Consider the following 18,895-nt stretch of genomic DNA (forward strand, 5'->3'; position numbering starts at 1 on the left):
ATTACCAAGCGTAGGTGTAGTTCACCATGGCCGCTGAATCGCTCGGTGCGTCAGCATCGTGGCCCGGCTCTCGGGTATGCAGCAGGTTGAACTGCCACTGGCTACGCTCACTGGCCGCAAACCCATAGCCCAATTCGATATCGAGCTGACGACCCGACGGCTCTAGAGACGCGCTGCGCGTTTCACGCACCACGCTGCCATCCAAGCGGCGTCCTACGGGCACATCGAAGCTCGCCGTGGCGCTGTCTATACGCAGCGGCTGACGCAGGGTGAGCGCCCAGCGCTCGGCGCGCTCGCCTTCCCCTTGCCACTGCAACCCCAGGGCCATTTGCTGGGCGCGCATGCCGCTCACGCTGGTCAGCAGGCCGCTACCCGACGCGCTGCCCTGCCCCTGCTCAAATTCAGCAAAACCGCGAAAGCCATCCATCTGTGCCTGCAAGCTAACGCCCGTAAAACGCATCTGGTTATCGTCGCCCAAACCTAGCGCGCCGTTGCCGTTAGCGCCCAATAGGCCCTGCTGCTCGGTAAGCTGGCCGACATAGCTGTCGATACTCAGCCCTGGAGCGATTTGCCATGCCAAACCTACGTCTGAGCGCTGCGCTTGATAGTCGCTGGCCGCATCGTCAGCCACATCACCAGCCCAATGGGAGGCCGTCATGCTGAGTCGTTCACCTAGCGCATAGCGGGTTTCTACGCCATCAACACGCTCGAAGGCATGGGTGAGCGCCGACCCTGTTTGAAACGAGATCATCGGCATCACGCCTAGCTCGGCGTAGCTACCCATGGGGCTGGGCTGGTCGCCCGAAAAACGAAAGGCGCTGAGCTGGGCGTTGCCAAAGGTGCCGTCAAAGCGGCTGGCCAGCAGCTCACCGTAGGCCGTGCTGCTGGTAGAGAAACGATAGTTGCCCTCGACAGCCGTCTGAGTAGTGGCGTGGGATGGGGAGGCGCTTGCCATCTGCTGCATCTGATCGCGAAGCTGCGTGGCCCGCGCGGTGCGGGGCTGCGTATTGCGCCCTAAATCAATCGCGTAATCTCGGCCCAGCGCGTCAAAGGCCACCACGCTCTCTAACACGCCAGACGCTGCGACCGCATCGCCATAGGCATCAGAAAGCTGCAGGTAAGAGACATCCGCCAGCGCGCCACCGTCGGCCACTCGCTGGCTTTGGCTGACGACCAGATCGCCTTCCGGGGCCAGGGCCGCGTCAATATCGGCAATGCCTTGGCCCAAGTAGAACGCGCCACAGTTCAACGTGCCGCTCGCGCCGCAGTTACTTTGCTGGAACAGAGCGCTCTCTTGGCTTGCTGTATCTAATAGCCGCTGGCTCGCCTGCTGTGCCGTGAGGTGCGGCCACTGCCCTACAATCCCCGCGGCATACTCTGAAATGCGTGCGGCGGAAATCGACGTGCCCTGTGCGCCCACGTCGCGGTTCGCGAAGTCGGTGCCAATCGAGCGCGCCTGCAGCTGCGCATCGTCACCGGGATAGCTGCTCGATGGATGAATATCACCATTGGTCGTCGTGCCAACGGCGATTAGCATCATTTCGTACAGCCCAGGCTGGCTGGCATAGATCGGCTTGCCTTGCGTATCGATAGCGCTGCCCGTATTGCCAGCACTTACTACGTAAATTGCACCCTTACCGCCGTTGGCATCCACCACGCGCTGATACGACGTCGCCGAGGTCACCCCATTGAACGTAAGACGAGGGTCGCTGGCTTCCAAACGGCGGGAAAAACTGGCGTTGATAACCCGTGCACCGCGGTTAGCGGCTTCACCAATGGCGTAATCCAGGGCGTTATTTAACGTCGCCCCCTGACTATCCTCTATTTTCAGAAGATCCAGGCGAGCATTGCCCAACGTGCCGCCCGTGATGGTAGAAGTGACGGCATTGCCGTGCCACTCATCCACGCCGCTAACGTCGGCGGAGCCGGTGTACACATCCAAGCGGTCAATCACCCGTTCGCTATTTGCAATAGTTGCGACATCGAACGCGCTATCCGCCACCGCCACTCTCACCAAACCCGGCTCAAGCGGTGTGGGGGTTTGGCTGGCCCCCACACCCGGGGAAGCGCCGCTAGGGGTATGCACGCCCTGGCTGCTATCACCCCCGCCGCCGCCACTGGAACCACATCCTGATATTGTCAGAGTGCCCAGCGCGATCGCTACCGCCAGGAAGAGAGGGCGCCGTTCAAACATGGCGGCAGCCCTGCGTATCGGTGTAGCGTTGCATAGAGTGACTCGCTTGCACTAATGGCGTTGGAAAACTGACTTAGAAATTCAGTTAGAAAGCTCAGTTAAAAACTAGGAAAGGCAACGGCATTAAATACTGAGGAAAGTCCCCTCGCAAGTCGTATAAAGCTCATGTCATAGACCGTGGGTCTCTGCCCAGAGGGCGATACGCTGAGCAGCGGTAGTATTCACCACGATATCCAGATGCGACACGCCAGCGATGAATGCAAACTCTGACTGAGGCGCATGAGGGTGAATGGTAGGCTCGAACTGCTTGGCGTAAAACGCCTCGTCTCTATCCCCCACCAGCACCAGAATGGGCGCGCGAATGTTGGCAAGGTCCGCTTTGTAGTCTGCCGTCCCAAAGCTCTCCATCATGCGGTAGGTGTAGCGCAGCGTTTCCGACCCGGTGCGGTAGGCTAGCGGCAGGTTGAACCGCAGCACCGGCCAGTGATTGAAGCGAGTAACGCGCAGCTGATTCAGCAGCGCCAGAGGTACGATGCGCCATAGGTTCGGCTTGGCCCAACCCGCTTTTTTACGCACCGTGGCGGCGTTATAAGCTAAAAACGGCGCCAACAGCACCACACCCGCTAAGTTGCCCGCCTGCTTGCCCGCCGCAAAGCGCAGCGCCAACCCGCCGCCGGAAGAGTGCCCGCCAATCACCACACGCTCATGGGGCGCGTGTTCATGCTTCGCGTGCTCGATCAGATCGGCTAGGTCGTCCTCTAACTGGCCGATGTAATCTACGTCACCCCGCCGCATAGGATTTGGCCCGTGGCCGCGTAAATCGGGGGTAAGGACATCGAAGCCAGCCGATGTCGCTAGGTACTCTGCCATGGGAGCCAAATAGTGGCTGCTGGCCGAGGAGCCGTGCAGCAGCACCAACAATGAAGGCGGCGCGGCCTGCTCGTTGGCAGAGGCGCAGCGGCCGGGATAGTACCGATAGTTCAACGTACCGCCATCTCGTGCGGTATAGCATTGCAGCGGCGGAATATCGGCCTCCGCCGGCAGAATATTCACCAACACATCGAAACGTAAACCGGTCGTAGGCTGAGCGTGTGGCATCGCGTGGTCTCCTTCTTACGCCGTGGCATCACTTTCAACGGAATGACGCTCCAGCCGAAAGCGCACATGGAACGGGCTAAGTAACCCCGGCATCGGCGCTTCGCCGGACAGCTTGTCGGGGGGATGAAGCGCCCAGCGCGCACGCCGAAGAAGCGCAGCGAGCAATCGGCTAGTGACGAGCAGCACGATGTGCCTGCCGGGGCACACCCCTGGCCCGGCGCTAAACGGCACCAAAGGCCAACGCCCTGCACCGTCCGGGCGCAACCACATCTCTGGCAGGAACCGATGGGCAGCGTGCAGGTAGCGCTCGTCGCGATGAAAATAGGGCGTGTGAATCAACAGCGACGTGTTGGCCGGCATTTCTCCCTGCTTCCACTGAGTCGCCTGGGTGGTCTGCCTTAAAATTAGCGGCGTGGTGGGCCATAACCGCAGCGCCTCTAGCACGCTCGCCTTGAGCCGATCCATGGAAGGCGGTGAAGCATCTTTTACCTCGTCGAGCGCGCTGGCCGCATACTCAGGATGCGCGCACAAGAGCGCCAGCGCTCGAAACGTCGCCATACCGGCGGGATCAAACGCAAACAGCCATTGCGGCACTTGCTGCAGCGGCGCCGAGTCGCTATTCGCCTCTTGATTCGCGTGATGAGCGAGCATTGCCATCAGACTATGTGGCTCGGCCTGCTGGTAGTAAAACGCCAAGTGTTGCTCGAACCGCTGCTGCAAGCGCTTGCGCTTAGGGCGCATGAAACCCCAGTTGGCGGCCTTGCGCAGCCGTGCTAATTCGCGGGTGACCGTCTGGTCATCCCGTGCGCTATCGCCCAGCACCACACGCCGCACGATACGCTCCCAAGCGTATTGAAAGGTCGGCCAATCCAGCTCATCGAACCGTGTTTGAGTGCGAGCCACGAGCGCCTCGGCTTCCTCTTCGACCACCTGGGCGAACGCATCGGCAAACAGGTGATGCGGGCAGTCGCTCTGCAACACTCGCTCGTTTAAGTGGCGACGCGTTTGGCGTGCTTCACCGTGGGACACAAGCGACATCTTGGGCTCGAAATGACCGAGCGCGCTGCGCTTAAGCGCTTCATCCGTCGCGAACGGTTCCGGCGTGTGCGCCAACACATGGTTGGCATCGGCGGGGTCGAGGATCACCGCCATCCTCTTTGTAGGCACGTTCAGCATGAGCGGGCCACGGCCATACTTTTTACTGAGCACTTGAAGCTGCCGAATGCCTTTGGCATCCAGCCCGAAGCGCTCCACCACCCCGACGACGTTCGGGCGGCGGCGAATGACCCCTTTTGCCACGTTGGGGGCCATGACTTGGCTGATAATGGCAATGGTCTCCCTGAGCGTTGCGGTCGGCAACGCCTCAGGGGTGGATGTCCTATCCATTCCTGCTCCTTGAGTGATACGGCTATCGTGACAGTCTAGAGTCCACCCCAGCAGACGCAAGGAAATCACCGAGACCTTTTGCAACAAACACTTAAATCAAGCTAGGCGTTAACTTAGTTAGTGTTATAGGCCATGCCATAAAGGGTATGCCAGCAGACAGCCTAAGCATTTTCCGCTAGGGTAGCGGCTCCCGCCACCAACCGATTACGCCCGATATGCAAGAGATACTGAACGAGATAGTCGCCGAGCTTGCACAAGAGACCGAGCGCGGCAACGTGGCCGACTACATTCCGCAGCTAGCCCACGTAGACCCCAGCCAGTTCGCCATTAGCTTGGCCACGGTCGAGGGCGAGCGCTTTTCAGCGGGCTGCGCGTCCACGCCCTTCTCGATTCAGAGTATTTCCAAGGTATTTACTTTGACCATTGCGCTAGGCAAATGGGGCGATGGGCTGTGGTCGAAAGTAGGTCGCGAGCCTTCCGGCGACCCGTTCAACTCCATCGTTCAGCTAGAGCACGAGAGCGGCAAACCGCGTAACCCGTTCATCAATGCCGGGGCCATTGCGGTGGTGGATGCCATTATGATGGGCCACGAACCCAAAGAGACCCTGGCGGAAATTTTGAGCTTCGTGCGCTACATCGCCGACGACAACAGCATCTGCTTTGATCACCAGGTCGCCGCCTCGGAAATGGAGCACAAACACCGCAATGCATCGCTGGCCCACTTCATGAAAGCTTTCGGGCGGCTGCGCCACGATGTCGATAAAGTGCTCGGCACCTACTTTCACCAGTGCGCCATCGCCATGAGCAGCGACCAGCTCGCACACGCCGGGCTGTTTCTGGCTTCCGATGGTGTCAACCGTCCTAGCAACCTACGGGTGGTGTCACCCCAGCGGGCGCGGCGGATCAACTCGCTGATGATGATGTGCGGCCACTACGATGCCTCGGGGGAGTTCGCCTTTCGCGTGGGCTTGCCGGGCAAAAGCGGCGTAGGCGGCGGCATTTTAGCCATCGCGCCGGGGCGCGGTTCGTTGGCGGTGTGGTCGCCAGGGCTGGACCGTTATGGCAACAGCCTGCTGGGCACCCGGGCGCTGGAGATGTTCGTGCAGCGCACCGGCTGGTCCGTTTTTGGGCACTAGCTACGAGCGCTCTCTTGCGATTCAAGGTGCTGGGCGGCTTCCCAGGCCTGCACTTGGCGTTTCACCTCAAGCCCCCAGCGGTAGCCGCCGAGCGCACCGCTTTGTTGAATCACCCGGTGGCAAGGAATCCACAGCGCTACCGGGTTCGCTCCTACCGCGTTCCCCACCGCCCGCGACGATTTGGGTGCCCCCAATAGCTGGGCAATATGCGAGTAGCTAGCTAGCTGGCCATCAGGAATCAGCAGCAGCGCTCGCCAGACGTTCAGTTGAAAATTAGTGCCACGCACATGCAACGAGAGCGCCCCAGGCGCAGCGTTGTTCCTTGGCTCGAACAGTGCTTCAACCGCATAACGGGTGGCATCTGGCTGGTGGCGTAGCGTGCTGCGCGGCCACTCGGCGGCTATCAGAGCGAGAATATCCGCCTCGGGTGTAGCGGCCAGAAAGCCCATCCGGCAAATGCCCCTAGGCGTGGTGGCGACCAGCACCTCACCAAACGGCGTGGGATGAATGCCATAAGCAATCTCCACGCCCTCCCCTTGGCGTTTGAACTCCCCAGGGGTCACCGCTTCCAGCGTGACAAAATGGTCATAAAGCCGCGAGCCGCCGCTCAACCCCAGCGCATGAGCGGTATCGGTAAGGCTCTGGGCAGAGGCGATCAGCTGCTTCCCCCGCGCCAGCGTCAGTGCCTGCAAAAAGCGCTTGGGGCTGACGCCCGCATAACGGCAAAACAGCCGCTGAAAATGGAACGCGCTCAAATGCACCTGCGCCGCGATCGTGTCCAAACTGGGCTGCTGGGCTGCATTCGCCACCATAAAGGCCATGGCTTTTTCGATGCGGGCGTAGTCGTTCATTGCTTCCATCTCACGGGCAGTGTTGCGGAATACTCATCGTTACCCAAGCTTAACCAGCTAACCCGCCAAACCCCACCCGAATCTTGCGCACGTCACACATCAATTTTGTGCAATACGCCGAATGTGACTCATCGCACACTGCGCACTCCCTTCAGGAGGATCATCATGAGCACATCGTTACTGTTACCTATGTCTGCCTTTGCCCTTGCTGCGTCTATTTCACCTGGGCCGGTGAATATCGTTTGTCTGAGCAGCGGCACCCACTATCCCGTGCACAAAGGGCTCACGTTTGTTACAGGGGCAACCTTAGGCTTTATCGTACTGTTTCTCGGCATTGGCGCGGGCCTCTACTCGCTGCTCCATGTGATGCCATGGCTGGAGGAGGCACTGAAGTGGGCAGGCATCGTGTTCTTACTCTATCTCAGCGTTCGCCTGATACAACACGATGGCCGCCTGGGGGAATACAACCCACATAAAGCCCCTGGCTTTTTCACAGGGGCTGCGATGCAGTGGCTAAACCCAAAAGCGTGGCTGGCCTCGGCGGCGGGCATTGGCGCGTACACCAACGGCAACGATCCTTATCTCATCGGTCTGTTTGCGGCTCTTTACCTGCCTATTTGCTGGTTCTCGCTGGCAAGCTGGGTCTACGCCGGGGCGTTTCTCAAGCGCTACATGCAACGCCCCATTGTGCTCCTGACGATCAACCGTAGTTTGGCAGTAGGCTTGGCAGGCAGTGCGATATTTCTACTTTTTGAGTAACGGTACGCGATATTGATTCGGCGTGGCCGCGACCAGCCGTTTGAAGGTGCGCTGAAAATGAGGCTGATCGTTAAACCCCGCCGTTAGCGCCGCCTCGACAATCGGCTGGCCCTGCCTTAACGCCGCCTGCCCTAGTTGAATACGTTGATTGATCAAATAGGCATGGGGCGTTAAGCCGTAATGCTGCTTGAACGCTCGAATCAAGTGCCCCGCGCTGTATCCCGTTTGCTGGGATAACGCCTCCAGCGAAATAGCGTGGGCACAATGCGTGCGCAAATACTCGGCCACTCGGGCCAGCAGCTCAGGCGTCGGCGATGGTGCCAGGGGTGGCTCCTTCGCCAGCTCGGTCATCAACGTGGTCAGATACGCGGTGAGCACCTGCCGCTTCTGATCGATCGCGACACGTTCATCCAACAAACAGTCGGCCATTTCACAAAACGGGTGGTAGAGACTCGGCTGGCGGATGACCGCCGTCGCGATGTCTTGCCAGTGTGGGGAGGGCAACAAGCCAAGCCGATAACGCAGCGCGCTCATCCAGCGGGTATCCACGTAGAGCATTCGATACGCCCAAGGTTGGTTGGCCACGGGATTACAGGCATGCACCCAGTGTGGGTTCATCATGACTACGTCACCGGCGCTGATCGGATGCGATGCATCGCGATACATAAAGGTACTGACACCGGCGGTCACCGCCCCCACGGACCAGTGCGCATGACTGTGCGGGGCGTAGCACACCTGTCGCGCATCCTTTATCTCGCGCAGCTCGACATGGGGCATACGCGCATCGCGCCAGAAAATAGGCCGTGCATCCTTCATCGAATTATTGAGTTCCCTAGTCGGCTCAAGATAGTAGGCGCAAGACAAGCGCCATCGCCTTTGGCGCTGGTGGGAGTGAACATACCCTGCGAGCGGCCGCATAGTCTACGCTGGACAATACCCCGTCACACGCACAGTATGGGCCGCCGGAAGGATCGGCAGCGCCATTCACGTCAGGAGGACACCATGGCCAATCATACCCCGACACATCGGGACGCGGTGAAACTGTTCGCCCGCATGGGCTACGCTTCGCGGGGCGTGGTTTATTTACTGGTGGGCGGGCTGGCCGCGCTGGCCGCGCTAGGCCAAGGCGGCCAAACCGAAGGCAGTCGCGGCGCCCTTGAAAGCGTATTGACCGCCCCCTTCGGCAAAATAATGCTCGGCATCATTGCCCTTGGATTAGTCGGCTATGCCGTGTGGCGCACCTTACAAGCACTTCAAGACACCGACCGCCATGGCAATGGCCCCAAAGGCCTCGCGATTCGCGGCGGGTTGCTGGTCAGTGCCGTCACTCACACGCTCCTGGCATATTTTGCGGCCAAGTTGATCGTTCGTTTGGGCGCGTCCGGTGGCTCTGGCAGCGGCTCTCAGGATGCCGTTAGCTGGCTGATGCAGCAGCCGCTGGGGCGCTGGTTGGTCGCGGCCGTGGGGGCTGCTCTGATTGGGGCGGGGGTTGCCCATGCCATCAAAGGTTGGAAGGCCAAATTCGATCGCCACTTCTCCATGCCCGCCCATGTACAGCGCTGGGCTTACCCCGTCTGTCGTTTTGGATTGGCGGTGCGTGGCTTGGTCTTTGCGATCGTGGGCAGCCTGTTTATCATAGCGGCCTATCAGTTCAACCCTAGCCAAGCAGGCGGCACGGCGGAAGCATTGAGCACGCTGAGACACCAAGCCTTCGGCCAGTGGCTGCTTGCGTTCGTCGCCATTGGATTATTCGCATTTGGTGTGTACAGCCTACTCACCGCCTTCTACCGCCGCATCAACCCTTCCCTATAGCGACGTCGATCCATGGCCTTCACCTCCACGCGAACCAAACAGTGGTTCGAGCGTATCAACGGCTCGAAAAACATGCTGTGGCTACTCGCCACGCTCTCCTTTCTGGAAACCATCATCCTACCGATTCCCATCGAGCTTGTGCTGATCCCGCTCATGGCGGTAAACCGACAGCGTATTTGGGCGATTGCCACCGCCACCACGCTGGGCTGTTTGGTGGCCTCCATCGTGGGCTATGGCGTGGGCATGGTGCTGTATCAGTCGGTGGGCACCTGGTTCATCGACTTCATGGGAATGGAGCAAAGCTATCAGGCGTTTCAAAGCTTCTTCGACCAGTACGGCTTCGCCGCCATTTTAGCGATTGGCATTTTGCCCATTCCGTTTCAGGTGGCGATGATCACCGCTGGGCTTTCCGGCTACCCGATCGTGCTGTTCGCCTTGGCCGCCCTGATTGCCCGCGGGCTGCGCTACTATGGCCTAGCGTGGCTGGTGCACCGCTTTGGTCACCGGGTGGAAAGCATGTGGAAACGCCACGCGCTGACAACTAGCTTGGTACTGGGTAGCGTGGTGCTGCTGTTAGTGCTGGGGATGCAGGCGCTGGCGGGATTGATCGTGTAGAAAAAACACCATAGCCGCCAACGTTGGCGGCTATTGATGGGCGCTCAAAGCACGTTACTGCACGTAATACCCACTCACCCGCCACGTGCCCTCTTCCAGATGTGGCGTAACGACTTCAACCACGCGCTGGTTGTTCGTGAACTGGGTTTGAAAAGCGAACTCTTTGTAGTCGTTGCGGGGGGCACCCGGCATCGAGGTGTACTGCGACATGCGGATGCGCCGCCTAGACTCCACGCTGCCTAGCTCGCTACGCGCCAGCGTTACTACCCGTTGCAGCATGGTAGGCGACAGCGGGGTTTTCAGCAGCGGCGACGACTTCTCCCACGCCTGTTCGTACTCACCTTGATCGATCGCTTCCAACCACGCCAGCGCGGCCGCTTCCGCCGCCTCGACGCTGGACGCCTGCGCATGAGTAGTCAATGCCAGCAGCAGAGCGGAGAGAAATAGAGCAAGGGGTTTTGGCATAGCAGCCTCTTATGGCAATCCAACAATTCGTGCGACTTAAGTAGTTATCGGAGCATCGCACCATTTCTTTAATCACATTACCCCTAAAGCGATAACCAAACTGTGAAAGAGTGCAAAATCACTCACTCAGCCGCAGCGTCATAAAACAGCTATTCGGATCTTGCTGATAATCGCCAAACGGCCCGCAGTACTCGAACCCGAACTTGGCGTATAACCGCCGGGCTGGCTCAAAAAAGGCCATCGACCCCGTTTCCAAGCTCAGCGTGTGATACCCCCGGGAGCGCGCTTGCTCCAATAAATGCGCCAAAAGCTGAGCGGCGACGCCCTGCTGGCGGGAGGCTGGCGCGGTGCGCATGGATTTCAGCTCCGCTTGGCCGTTGCCTAGCGACTTCAGCGCCGCACAACCTAACAGCACGCCGTCCCGGCGAGCGCAGTAGAAGGTAATCTCTGGCGCTTTGAGCGCCGTCACATCAAGGGCATGAATACTTTCAGGTGGCGAGGTGGCGTGCATATCGGCCATATGCTCTTCAAGCAGCGTTATTACGTCTTGCTCTTCCAATGTCTCAACGCGTATTTGCATACATGGCTCCCCTGCCTTCGCTTCTCAAACCCCAATCGCTCGTTTACTATTCGCCACCCAATGTATTTCAGCCCTCACCATTAGGCCACTATGTCCGTCAACGCACTCTACACCGACCTTTCTGGCTACTACGATTTGATGTGCGTCGACATCGACTACCAGGCCCAGAGCAACGCCATTCGTCGCCTGCATCAGATTTTTGGCAACGAAGGCAAACGCCATCTGGATGTCGCCTGCGGCACCGGCCCCCACGTACGTCATTTTCTGGATGCTGGCTTCACCAGCAGCGGCTTGGACATCAACCAGCCGATGCTGGATATCGCCGCCCAACGCTGCCCAGAGGCAAGCTTTTCACTACAAGACATGAGCCGCTTCGAGGTCGACGAACCGCTGGATCTCATCACCTGCTTTCTTTACTCCATCCACTACAACGATGGCCTCGAGAAGCTCGGCGACTGCATCGCCAGCGCTCACCGCGCCTTGAACGAGGGCGGCGTGTTCTGCTTCAACGTGGTGGATAAACAGCGGATCGATAACGAGCTGTTCGTAAAGCACACGGCCCAGCAGGCGGAGGAGTCTTTCACTTTCCGCTCGGGATGGCACTACAGCGGCCAAGGGGAGCGGCAGTCGCTGCGACTGAGCATCGAAAAGACCACGGCGGAGACAACGCAGGTGTGGCACGACGAGCACCCCATGGTGGCCGTCAGTTTTAGCGAACTCATCGCCCTGTTGGAGCCTACCTTCGAGGTGCACGTGTTCGAGCACGATTACCAAACCATCACGCCCTGGGATAACGTCTCGGGCAATGCGATCTTCGTGTGTGTGAAACGCGAGCGCCTCGCTTAACCGTTATCGTTGGGGCGAAGCTGCCGCTGTACGCCCATCAAGAAATTACGCAGCATTTGGTCTTTGCACTCGCGGTAATTCTTGTGACTCGGCTTGCGGAAAAACGCACTGAGTTCGTGAGGGCTGAGCGGCAGGCCCACCTGATCGAACACTTCTAAAATATCCTCTGCCTTCATGTTCAGCGCGATGCGCAGTTTCTGGAACACCATATTGTTGTTCAACTGCGCTTCCGGGGCAGGCTGCGGGCCTTCGCGCTTGCCGCGCTTAAAGCTGATGAAACCGTTCAAAAACGACGCCAGCTCTTTGTTCTTCATGGTCACGAAGGCGTCGTCTTCGTCTTTTTTCAGCCACGCCGTCACCTGCTCCTGGGTCACGCTCACATCCGCCAGGGCGAAGATCTTGACGATGGTGTTGTCTTTCAAATCGAAGGTGTAGCGAATACGGCGAAAAATATCGTTATTGGTCAAAATGGGGTCCTAGGCGTGGGTTAGCGTGGCCAGCAGTTCATCGATTTCTGCTTTCAGCTCGTTATCTTCGATCGTTTGGGCGCTGGCCTGGGCCTGCTGCAAGCGTTCAATGGCCGCCTGGGTATCGCCCAGCTCCACGTGCAGTGCCGCCATGGAAACCCCAATCGAAGCAATGTGGTCATTCGACTGCTTCGCCACCGCTTTATCCAGCGCTTTTTGGTAGATCGGCAGCGCGTCCTCTAGTTCTTCGGTGAAGTCGGCCAGGGTTTCCCACTGCTCCGGGTGGTCTTTCTCGGTATTCTCGTGCTCGGTGCAGATCGCCTGCAGCTCGGCATACAGCGCTTCAAAAGTGGCTCGGTCATCTTTGGCAGCGGCCTTCATCAGCTTTTCGGCGAGTTCGTACACCGCCTTGTAAATTTTGGTGTTAATCATGGACCACTACCCTGTTCATTCGGAATGGAGACAAAACGCCCTACATGCGCGTGCGTTTAGCGTCATGGCAGGATTATACCTTGTGGGGATGGGCACACGGGGAAAGGTTGGATGGAAATAAACGCGTATTCGAGCGTCGGACAGCTGATTTTACGCTATGCTGCACCACTTTTTATTTTCGACACCCCTTACGACACTCTGTCAGAGCTTCCCATGCCCTTTGCAAAACTAGGCTTATCAAGCCCTCTCGTTCAGGCGATTACCGAACTCGGTTACAAAACGCCAACGCCCATCCAAGAACAAGCAATTCCTGCCATTCTGTCGGGCAAAGACTTAATCGCCACCGCACAAACCGGCACGGGCAAAACCGCGGCCTTTGTGCTGCCGCTGCTGGAACAGTTCAGCAAAGCCGCAGAGCCGCTGCGCGGTAAACGCATTCGTGCGCTGATCCTTGTGCCCACCCGCGAGCTGGCGGTTCAGGTGGAAGCCAGCGTGGCGCAATACGCCAAGCATACCCCGCTCACCTCAATGGCCGCGTATGGCGGTGTAGATACCGCTCCGCAAAAAGAGCGCTTGATCGAAGGGGTGGATATTCTGGTCGCCACACCGGGCAGGCTGCTGGATTTGGCGCATCAGCGCGCGCTGCACTTTGATGAACTACAAGTCATGGTGCTGGACGAAGCGGACAGAATGGTCGATATGGGCTTTGTCGATGATATCCATAAAATCATCGTGCGCCTGCCGGAGAACCGTCAGAACCTGCTGTTCACGGCCACCATGACCAACGACGTGCGCGCCATCGCCCACGCGTTTTCAGACAGCAAAATGACCGACATGGCGGCGGACATCTCCATTACGCCTAACGTGCGCGCCGCCGCCACCATCAAACAGTGGCTAATCACAGTCGACAAAGACACCAAGTCCGCCCTGTTGAGCCACTTGATCAACGAGCAAGCGTGGGATCAGGCGCTGATTTTTGTCGAGAAAAAGCACAGCGCGGCCAAGCTGGTGGCTCAGTTGGAAAAGCGCGGTATTCAAGCGGATTCCATCCATGGCGGCAGAAGCCAGGCCATGCGCGAAAAAGTGTTGGATCAGTTCAAATCGGGTGAGCTGAAGTACCTGGTGGCTACGGGCGTCGCCGCGCGGGGGTTGGATATTGGGGAACTCAGCCGTGTGGTGAATTACGATTTACCTTTCCAGCCAGAAGAGTACATCCACCGCATTGGCCGCACCGGCCGTGCGGGTGCCTCCGGTGAAGCCATCTCGCTGGTGGATATCAGCGACTTTAAAAACCTGTGTGCGATTGAAAGGCGCTTGAAAAACACGATTGAGCGCAAAGAAGTGGAAGGCTTCCCGGTCAAAAAAGCCGTGCCCGCGTCTAACTTGAACCACGTCAAAAAAGCAGCCGTTAAGCGTTAACCAAGAAGCTCACCTTTAAGAATACCCGGGTGAGCTTCACCTCTACTCAGTGGGCGAAAAAGCATTCAACAGCTCGGCATTCGTCGGGTATTTCTCCAACAGCGCAAGCAGCTTCTGCGCGCCTTCTATGGGCTTAAGCGGTGTTAACGCTCTGCGCAGTGTCCTTACTTTTTCAAACTCTTTCGCATCAATTAACAGTTCCTCTCGGCGGGTACTGCTTTTGGCTATATCAATCGCCGGGAAAATTCGTTGATTCGCCACGTCCCGTGATAGCACCAGCTCCATATTGCCCGTGCCTTTAAACTCCTCAAAAATCACCTGATCCATTCGGCTTCCCGTATCCACCAGCACCGTGGCCAGAATGGTGAGCGAGCCGCCGTTTTCGATCTTCCGCGCCGCGCCAAACAGCTTGCGGGGGATTTCCATCGCACGGGCATCCAATCCACCCGACATCGTGCGCCCATTGCCCCGCTGCTCGGCATTATGAACCCGCGAGAGCCTTGTGAGCGAATCGATCACGATCATCACATTATACCCCTCGCCGGCCTGCTGACGGGCCATATTCAGCAGCTGATCCGCCATCCGCACATGGTGCGCGTAGCTTTCATCGGACGACGAGGCATGCACTTCTGCCGACACGCTCCGCTTAAAATCGGTGACTTCTTCCGGGCGCTCATCAATCAGCAAGGCATACAGCTTTATATCCGGGTAAGCCTCTGCCACGGCTTGGCAGATATGCTTTAACAGCGTCGTTTTGCCAGAACCGGGCGGCGCCACAATCAACCCTCGCTGCCCCATGCCGATGGGCGTGATCAAATCCATCGCCCGCACGGTGCGCGGCTGATCACTCGGCGCTAAATACAGGCGTGGGGAGGGATGAATGGCAGTGCCGTTGAGGAAGCGTGTTATGGGGTCGTTGGTAGTTGGGTCTTCGACGTCGTTGGTGGGTTTGGGCTGTGGTGGTCTTTTGGTTTTTAGGCTTAGGGTTTTGCGGGTCATGGTAGGGAGGATTGCCTTTTAAATTTGGGTGTTAGCTACTTGCCACTTTTGCCACTGACAAAGCTAGCTTATGTAGCAACATACTCATTGATCTGATTGATAAAGCCCTCCTCGTCCCTGATACCGACCCTGTTGCCATCAGGATCTGTGAGGTTGATGGTTCTGCCCCACGGGTTTTCAGTGATGGTCGCTTGAATGCCCCAAGCCTGGACCTGCGCGAGTGCCGCCTCTAAGTCATCCACGTTGAATCTTAACTTGAAGCTGCTTTCTTCGGGTGTTTTTTCGCCCTGCTTGGCTTTCCCACCCTGCTCTACCATCAAATAACCATCACCGTACTCAAGGCACGTGAGCTTAAAGCCATCTTCGTCCCGTTCGAATAACAGCGGCAAGCCAAACAGGCCGCGGTAGAAAGCTACACATTCGGTGTAATTTTCGGTGTTAAGGATGATACCGTAGCGGGCTGTTGTTACTTGCATGAATACTCCTTCAATTAAATTGCATAACGAGGCTATAGCAAAACCCATTCCCGACGGACATCTACTGCCTGCAGCCTTAGTTAATGTGTTCAGCTAGCAAATCGGCTGAGTTTCCTGCCGCGCTTACTTCCAAATCGATTTATCGGGCTGCTGTAAAGCACTCAGCGCTGACCGGCGCATGAAGGCGCATTTTAAGGGCATTTGTCTGCTTTCACGTCTGTAATTGGCCATAACGCCGCGTTCAGCGTCTTGTCCGCTGCAATGCTTTGTTAAGCCAATTGTTCGATATTGGTCCAATGGATGCAATTTTCGGGTAGCGTCACGCCCTCAACCCCAATCAGATAGTCAAGCAAAGATTTAACTCTACTGCGCGCATCCGCATCTGTACGTATTTTAGTTAATGCATTGTATGGCTTTTCACCACTAACTTCCTCACCAAAAAGCGCTATTTCAAAGCATGTTTTACAAGCAACAAGATTTACTTTTCCGTCTTCGTCTAGAAGAGTTGCTATCGTTTCATTCATGCCCCAAGCAGGATTTCTCTTCCCTTTGAGTGTTAACTCTTCGTCGGCATCATGAAGAATAAAAAACGACTTTGAAAATTGCTTTAACACTTTGGCAACTGAGGGGATAATGCCTTTACCTCTAGCCCTAATTATCTGCACATCTCTATATTCATCAGGGTAGATTTCTTTAATCATTGAAAATGCGGTGTATTCTGTGTCGCCTTCGACGATAATCTGACGCCCACCAAAGAAGAACTCATGAACATAAGGATCACAAATATTCATTAGCTTTAAATTCTTTTTATCATCATTATCCAGCTTTGCTCTTTCTGGCCTATACAGCGTGGTGCTTTTAACCTCGCCATCATTCTCTCGAAAAACTCTAATGATGGTCGTATTATCTTTTGAAAGATCAATGAAAATTGGCGAGTGGGAAGTAATCATTACTTGCCAATTTCCGCTAGCGGGCAATTCGTAAAGGATATTTCTCGCTTCTCTAATTGCTGATGGATGCAAGCATATTTCTGGCTCATCCAGTAACAATACGTGTGGACGGGAACCTTTCTTATCTTGGGATTCAGAGAGATATTTTAAAGTAGCCCATAGTAAAGTCCTTCTTGCTCCAGAGCCCTGATGTTCAATGGAGGAAAAATACCCATTCTCTGGCCCCATTAATAGGTCAGCGGTACTTTTAAATGGTTGATACGCACTTTCTAGATCAGCTTCCGGCTTGGCGTCAAACTTAATCCTATGATTAGGAAACAGCTTTCCTAAGTAATCTGATATTTCATTCTCAATGACTTTTATTTCATCTTCAGTTGCTTGAACTACTTTTGTTTGAAGATCCTTGATTTTATCAAGAACAAGTTCGTAGTCAGATTTTTCCTGATCAGGTTCAGATTTGATATCAGAGAGCTTTTCCTTTAGAAGGCTAGTGATCAGCTTTGCTATTTCAGTAGCTTGTTTGTCGGGCGTAGCGAATGCATCAATCCTGTGAGGTAGTGGTCGACGAGAATTAGCAACATTTGGAGCCCCCCAAGGAACCTGATCGTCCCAGCCCCCCTTTTGAACATCATACCCTTGCCTTTTCGGATCTTTGTTGGGGCTGTCCCACGTCCATTTTTCACGAATTAACCACTCGCCTGCGGTGGTAGGACTAATCCATCTATTTCCTGGGGCATCATTAAATACGATAGTATGGAGCTCAATCGTTGGCAGGTTATCAGCATCAACTTGCCCATTTGGAAAATCATTAACAGTCAACTTTCCATCTTTAGAGCCATGCGACATCACAGTCTCATATGCCCTTAAAATACTACTTTTTCCAACATTGTTAGGTCCAACCAAGACGACGATGTCATCAAGCTCTATTTCCACTTTATCAGTACCAATTGATCTGAAATTTTGAATTATGAGTTTATGTAATCTTGGGCGAGGTGAACTTTCTTCTTCACCAACCAACGCAACTATTTCTTCGCTTTTTTTCTTTGCGGCCATGTTAATTTCCTTATTGGCTTAACGCTCAAAACAGCGGCGCATTTATGCGTCCGGCTGATTTTTCTTGTTAGCTCTTACTTTGCTAAAGCGCCCATATCCCAAGGTGACGCATTACCTGGAACTTGTTGAAAGATAAACCCAAACCTTTGTTGAGCCCACACGATAAATGCTCCTTCAGATTGGCCACATTCAGGACAGTGAAGATCCTTGGCTCTATGTGAACCTGGATCCCAAGAGTGTATGGTGAAATGAAGGCTACATTTTAGGCACTTGACTTTTTTCTCGATAAACTTGGCAGTGGTTTTGACAAGATCTTGAACGTGACTTACTCCAGATTCGGATATTTCTGCGTAATCACTACCTATTCTCACATACCCTTTACTCACTAGTTCCAATATCTCTTTCGGAAACTGTGCCTCATCATCAGCGTTGAGTGTAAAGTTTTGACCACCCACAGAAATATGGAAGGCAGTTTCAAACCTTTGGACCTTCAGCTTGTCCTCTTCACATGCAGCAGCCAGCAACAACTCTGCCGCATGTTCAGACAATTTTGTATCTTCATTCTGATTCTTTAGCGTTTGCAATATCGTTGCGGATAATGCTTGCATTTCCCCGCCAGTTACCTGTGCTTGAGCTGGAAGTTTTCCTTTTGCAACCATTTCATAGACTTCGTCCCTATGACCTTTTAGCTCTTTAGCTGTGAAATTTTTTGTCATTTGCATTTTTGAGTGGACAAAAGAATGGCACCCGATACAAACAGGCAATAGATTGTCTTCGTCATGAGTCCCCCCATCGCATTGCTCTATAATGTGGTGGACTTGGATTTGTAGTGGAGAAAATCGTCTACAAATACTGCAATGCCTCGCACATTTCACTAGTACACTTACAACGGTTTTCTCTGGTATAGACATCAATACTCCTTTGATCGAATTTTATGAGAGCTAACAGCGATTATACGCTCTTCCACATAACACAATTGAACGCGCCAGCACGTTTATTGATGTTATATAGCCACCCCAATCCTCATAAATCCCTGTTTTAATTAAACTATTTCTGTTGTATGGCAACATATCCAAAATTCGCGCGCCCGCTGCTTTTTACGATTTAATCATACTCTATTAATAAATTTGGCTTAGGTCACGCAGATTTTTGGGGAAATTGTGTTGGGTTAAGGGGTGGATGGTTTAGTGAGTGCGGCACTTGAGGTGGGTGGTTGATTATGGCGTGGTGGATGGGCGGCTAGTCGCCGCCTTCGCGCCGGGCCGCCGCTGCGGGTGCCTTCTTCGCTCGTTGCTCTCGCTCAGTCGTTACGCCGCGCTACGGGGGTTGGGCTATGTGGCTTTATCATCGCGAGATG

At 55.5% G+C, this 18,895-nt stretch carries 19 protein-coding genes; 6 read left to right on the forward strand and 13 right to left on the reverse strand.

The window, feature by feature from the left end:
* Position 1: 1 nt before the first annotated feature.
* The 3 genes from NH398_RS13135 to NH398_RS13145 all read right to left on the reverse strand — a co-directional run bounded on the left by NH398_RS13135 (position 2) and on the right by NH398_RS13145 (position 4,678).
* Positions 2-2,194, reverse strand: a complete 2,193-nt coding sequence (locus NH398_RS13135; RefSeq protein WP_253018901.1) for a S8 family serine peptidase — start codon at positions 2,192-2,194, stop codon at positions 2-4.
* Between the two features lie 168 nt (positions 2,195-2,362).
* Positions 2,363-3,292 carry an alpha/beta fold hydrolase gene (locus NH398_RS13140; protein WP_253018902.1) on the reverse strand — a complete coding sequence of 310 codons (930 nt, stop codon included), beginning with the start codon at positions 3,290-3,292 and terminating at the stop codon, positions 2,363-2,365.
* 15 nt (positions 3,293-3,307) lie between these two features.
* Positions 3,308-4,678, reverse strand: a complete 1,371-nt coding sequence (locus NH398_RS13145; RefSeq protein WP_253018903.1) for a cytochrome P450 — start codon at positions 4,676-4,678, stop codon at positions 3,308-3,310.
* Positions 4,679-4,893: 215 nt separating this feature from the next.
* Here NH398_RS13145 and NH398_RS13150 point away from each other — a divergent pair, with 215 nt between their 5' ends.
* Positions 4,894-5,814: a glutaminase gene (locus NH398_RS13150; RefSeq protein ID WP_253018904.1), complete on the forward strand. Its 921-nt coding sequence runs from the start codon at positions 4,894-4,896 to the stop codon at positions 5,812-5,814.
* On the opposite strand, the gene NH398_RS13155 is transcribed toward NH398_RS13150, so the two are convergent.
* On the reverse strand, positions 5,811-6,665 hold the full coding sequence (locus NH398_RS13155) for a methylated-DNA--[protein]-cysteine S-methyltransferase (protein ID WP_253018905.1): 855 nt from the start codon (positions 6,663-6,665) through the stop codon (positions 5,811-5,813). The two genes, NH398_RS13150 and NH398_RS13155, sit on opposite strands and share 4 nt — an antisense overlap.
* Positions 6,666-6,830: 165 nt before the next feature.
* Between NH398_RS13155 and NH398_RS13160 the strand changes: the two genes are divergently transcribed.
* The gene (locus NH398_RS13160) at positions 6,831-7,424 is read left to right on the forward strand and encodes a LysE family translocator (RefSeq protein ID WP_253018906.1); all 594 of its coding nucleotides are present in this window, start codon (positions 6,831-6,833) and stop codon (positions 7,422-7,424) included.
* On the opposite strand, the gene NH398_RS13165 is transcribed toward NH398_RS13160, so the two are convergent.
* On the reverse strand, positions 7,410-8,240 hold the full coding sequence (locus NH398_RS13165; protein ID WP_253018907.1) for an AraC family transcriptional regulator: 831 nt from the start codon (positions 8,238-8,240) through the stop codon (positions 7,410-7,412). The genes NH398_RS13160 and NH398_RS13165 overlap by 15 nt on opposite strands.
* 186 nt (positions 8,241-8,426) lie before the next feature.
* On the opposite strand from NH398_RS13165, the gene NH398_RS13170 reads away from it, so the two are divergent.
* Both NH398_RS13170 and NH398_RS13175 read left to right on the forward strand, forming a co-directional pair.
* Positions 8,427-9,236 (forward strand): DUF1206 domain-containing protein, encoded by an 810-nt coding sequence (locus NH398_RS13170; RefSeq protein ID WP_253018908.1) that lies wholly within the window; start codon positions 8,427-8,429, stop codon positions 9,234-9,236.
* A 12-nt stretch (positions 9,237-9,248) separates the two neighbouring features.
* A complete protein-coding gene (locus NH398_RS13175; protein ID WP_253018909.1) occupies positions 9,249-9,851 on the forward strand; it encodes a VTT domain-containing protein in 603 nt (200 codons plus the stop codon).
* Between the two features lie 54 nt (positions 9,852-9,905).
* Here NH398_RS13175 and NH398_RS13180 read toward each other — a convergent pair whose 3' ends face one another.
* Entirely contained in the window at positions 9,906-10,316 is a 411-nt protein-coding gene (locus NH398_RS13180; protein ID WP_253018910.1) for a DUF4019 domain-containing protein, read from the reverse strand.
* Positions 10,317-10,434: 118 nt separating this feature from the next.
* Positions 10,435-10,896 carry a GNAT family N-acetyltransferase gene (locus tag NH398_RS13185; RefSeq protein WP_253018911.1) on the reverse strand — a complete coding sequence of 154 codons (462 nt, stop codon included), beginning with the start codon at positions 10,894-10,896 and terminating at the stop codon, positions 10,435-10,437.
* A gap of 90 nt (positions 10,897-10,986) precedes the next feature.
* Here NH398_RS13185 and NH398_RS13190 point away from each other — a divergent pair, with 90 nt between their 5' ends.
* Complete coding sequence (locus NH398_RS13190) at positions 10,987-11,742, forward strand: class I SAM-dependent methyltransferase (RefSeq protein WP_159341868.1); 756 nt, start codon at positions 10,987-10,989, stop codon at positions 11,740-11,742.
* Here the strand turns inward: NH398_RS13190 and NH398_RS13195 are convergent.
* Both NH398_RS13195 and NH398_RS13200 read right to left on the reverse strand, forming a co-directional pair.
* Positions 11,739-12,209, reverse strand: coding sequence for a DUF1456 family protein (locus NH398_RS13195; protein WP_159341867.1), 471 nt, complete (start codon positions 12,207-12,209; stop codon positions 11,739-11,741). The genes NH398_RS13190 and NH398_RS13195 overlap by 4 nt on opposite strands.
* 9 nt (positions 12,210-12,218) lie before the next feature.
* On the reverse strand, positions 12,219-12,641 hold the full coding sequence (locus tag NH398_RS13200) for a tetratricopeptide repeat protein (protein WP_253018912.1): 423 nt from the start codon (positions 12,639-12,641) through the stop codon (positions 12,219-12,221).
* Between the two features lie 213 nt (positions 12,642-12,854).
* Between NH398_RS13200 and NH398_RS13205 the strand changes: the two genes are divergently transcribed.
* The gene (locus NH398_RS13205) at positions 12,855-14,060 is read left to right on the forward strand and encodes a DEAD/DEAH box helicase (protein ID WP_253018913.1); all 1,206 of its coding nucleotides are present in this window, start codon (positions 12,855-12,857) and stop codon (positions 14,058-14,060) included.
* Positions 14,061-14,102: 42 nt separating this feature from the next.
* On the opposite strand, the gene rho is transcribed toward NH398_RS13205, so the two are convergent.
* The 4 genes from rho to NH398_RS13225 form a co-directional block, all read right to left on the reverse strand.
* Positions 14,103-15,059, reverse strand: a complete 957-nt coding sequence (rho, locus tag NH398_RS13210; protein ID WP_253018914.1) for a transcription termination factor Rho — start codon at positions 15,057-15,059, stop codon at positions 14,103-14,105.
* Between the two features lie 68 nt (positions 15,060-15,127).
* The gene (locus NH398_RS13215) at positions 15,128-15,535 is read right to left on the reverse strand and encodes a VOC family protein (protein ID WP_253018915.1); all 408 of its coding nucleotides are present in this window, start codon (positions 15,533-15,535) and stop codon (positions 15,128-15,130) included.
* Between the two features lie 269 nt (positions 15,536-15,804).
* Positions 15,805-17,538: an AAA family ATPase gene (locus NH398_RS13220; RefSeq protein WP_253018916.1), complete on the reverse strand. Its 1,734-nt coding sequence runs from the start codon at positions 17,536-17,538 to the stop codon at positions 15,805-15,807.
* A gap of 74 nt (positions 17,539-17,612) precedes the next feature.
* The gene (locus NH398_RS13225; RefSeq protein WP_253018917.1) at positions 17,613-18,449 is read right to left on the reverse strand and encodes an HNH endonuclease signature motif containing protein; all 837 of its coding nucleotides are present in this window, start codon (positions 18,447-18,449) and stop codon (positions 17,613-17,615) included.
* Positions 18,450-18,895: the final 446 nt, after the last annotated feature.

Origin of the sequence: Halomonas sp. CnH100-B, from assembly GCF_024124605.1 — a bacterium.
Lineage (GTDB): Bacteria > Pseudomonadota > Gammaproteobacteria > Pseudomonadales > Halomonadaceae > Vreelandella.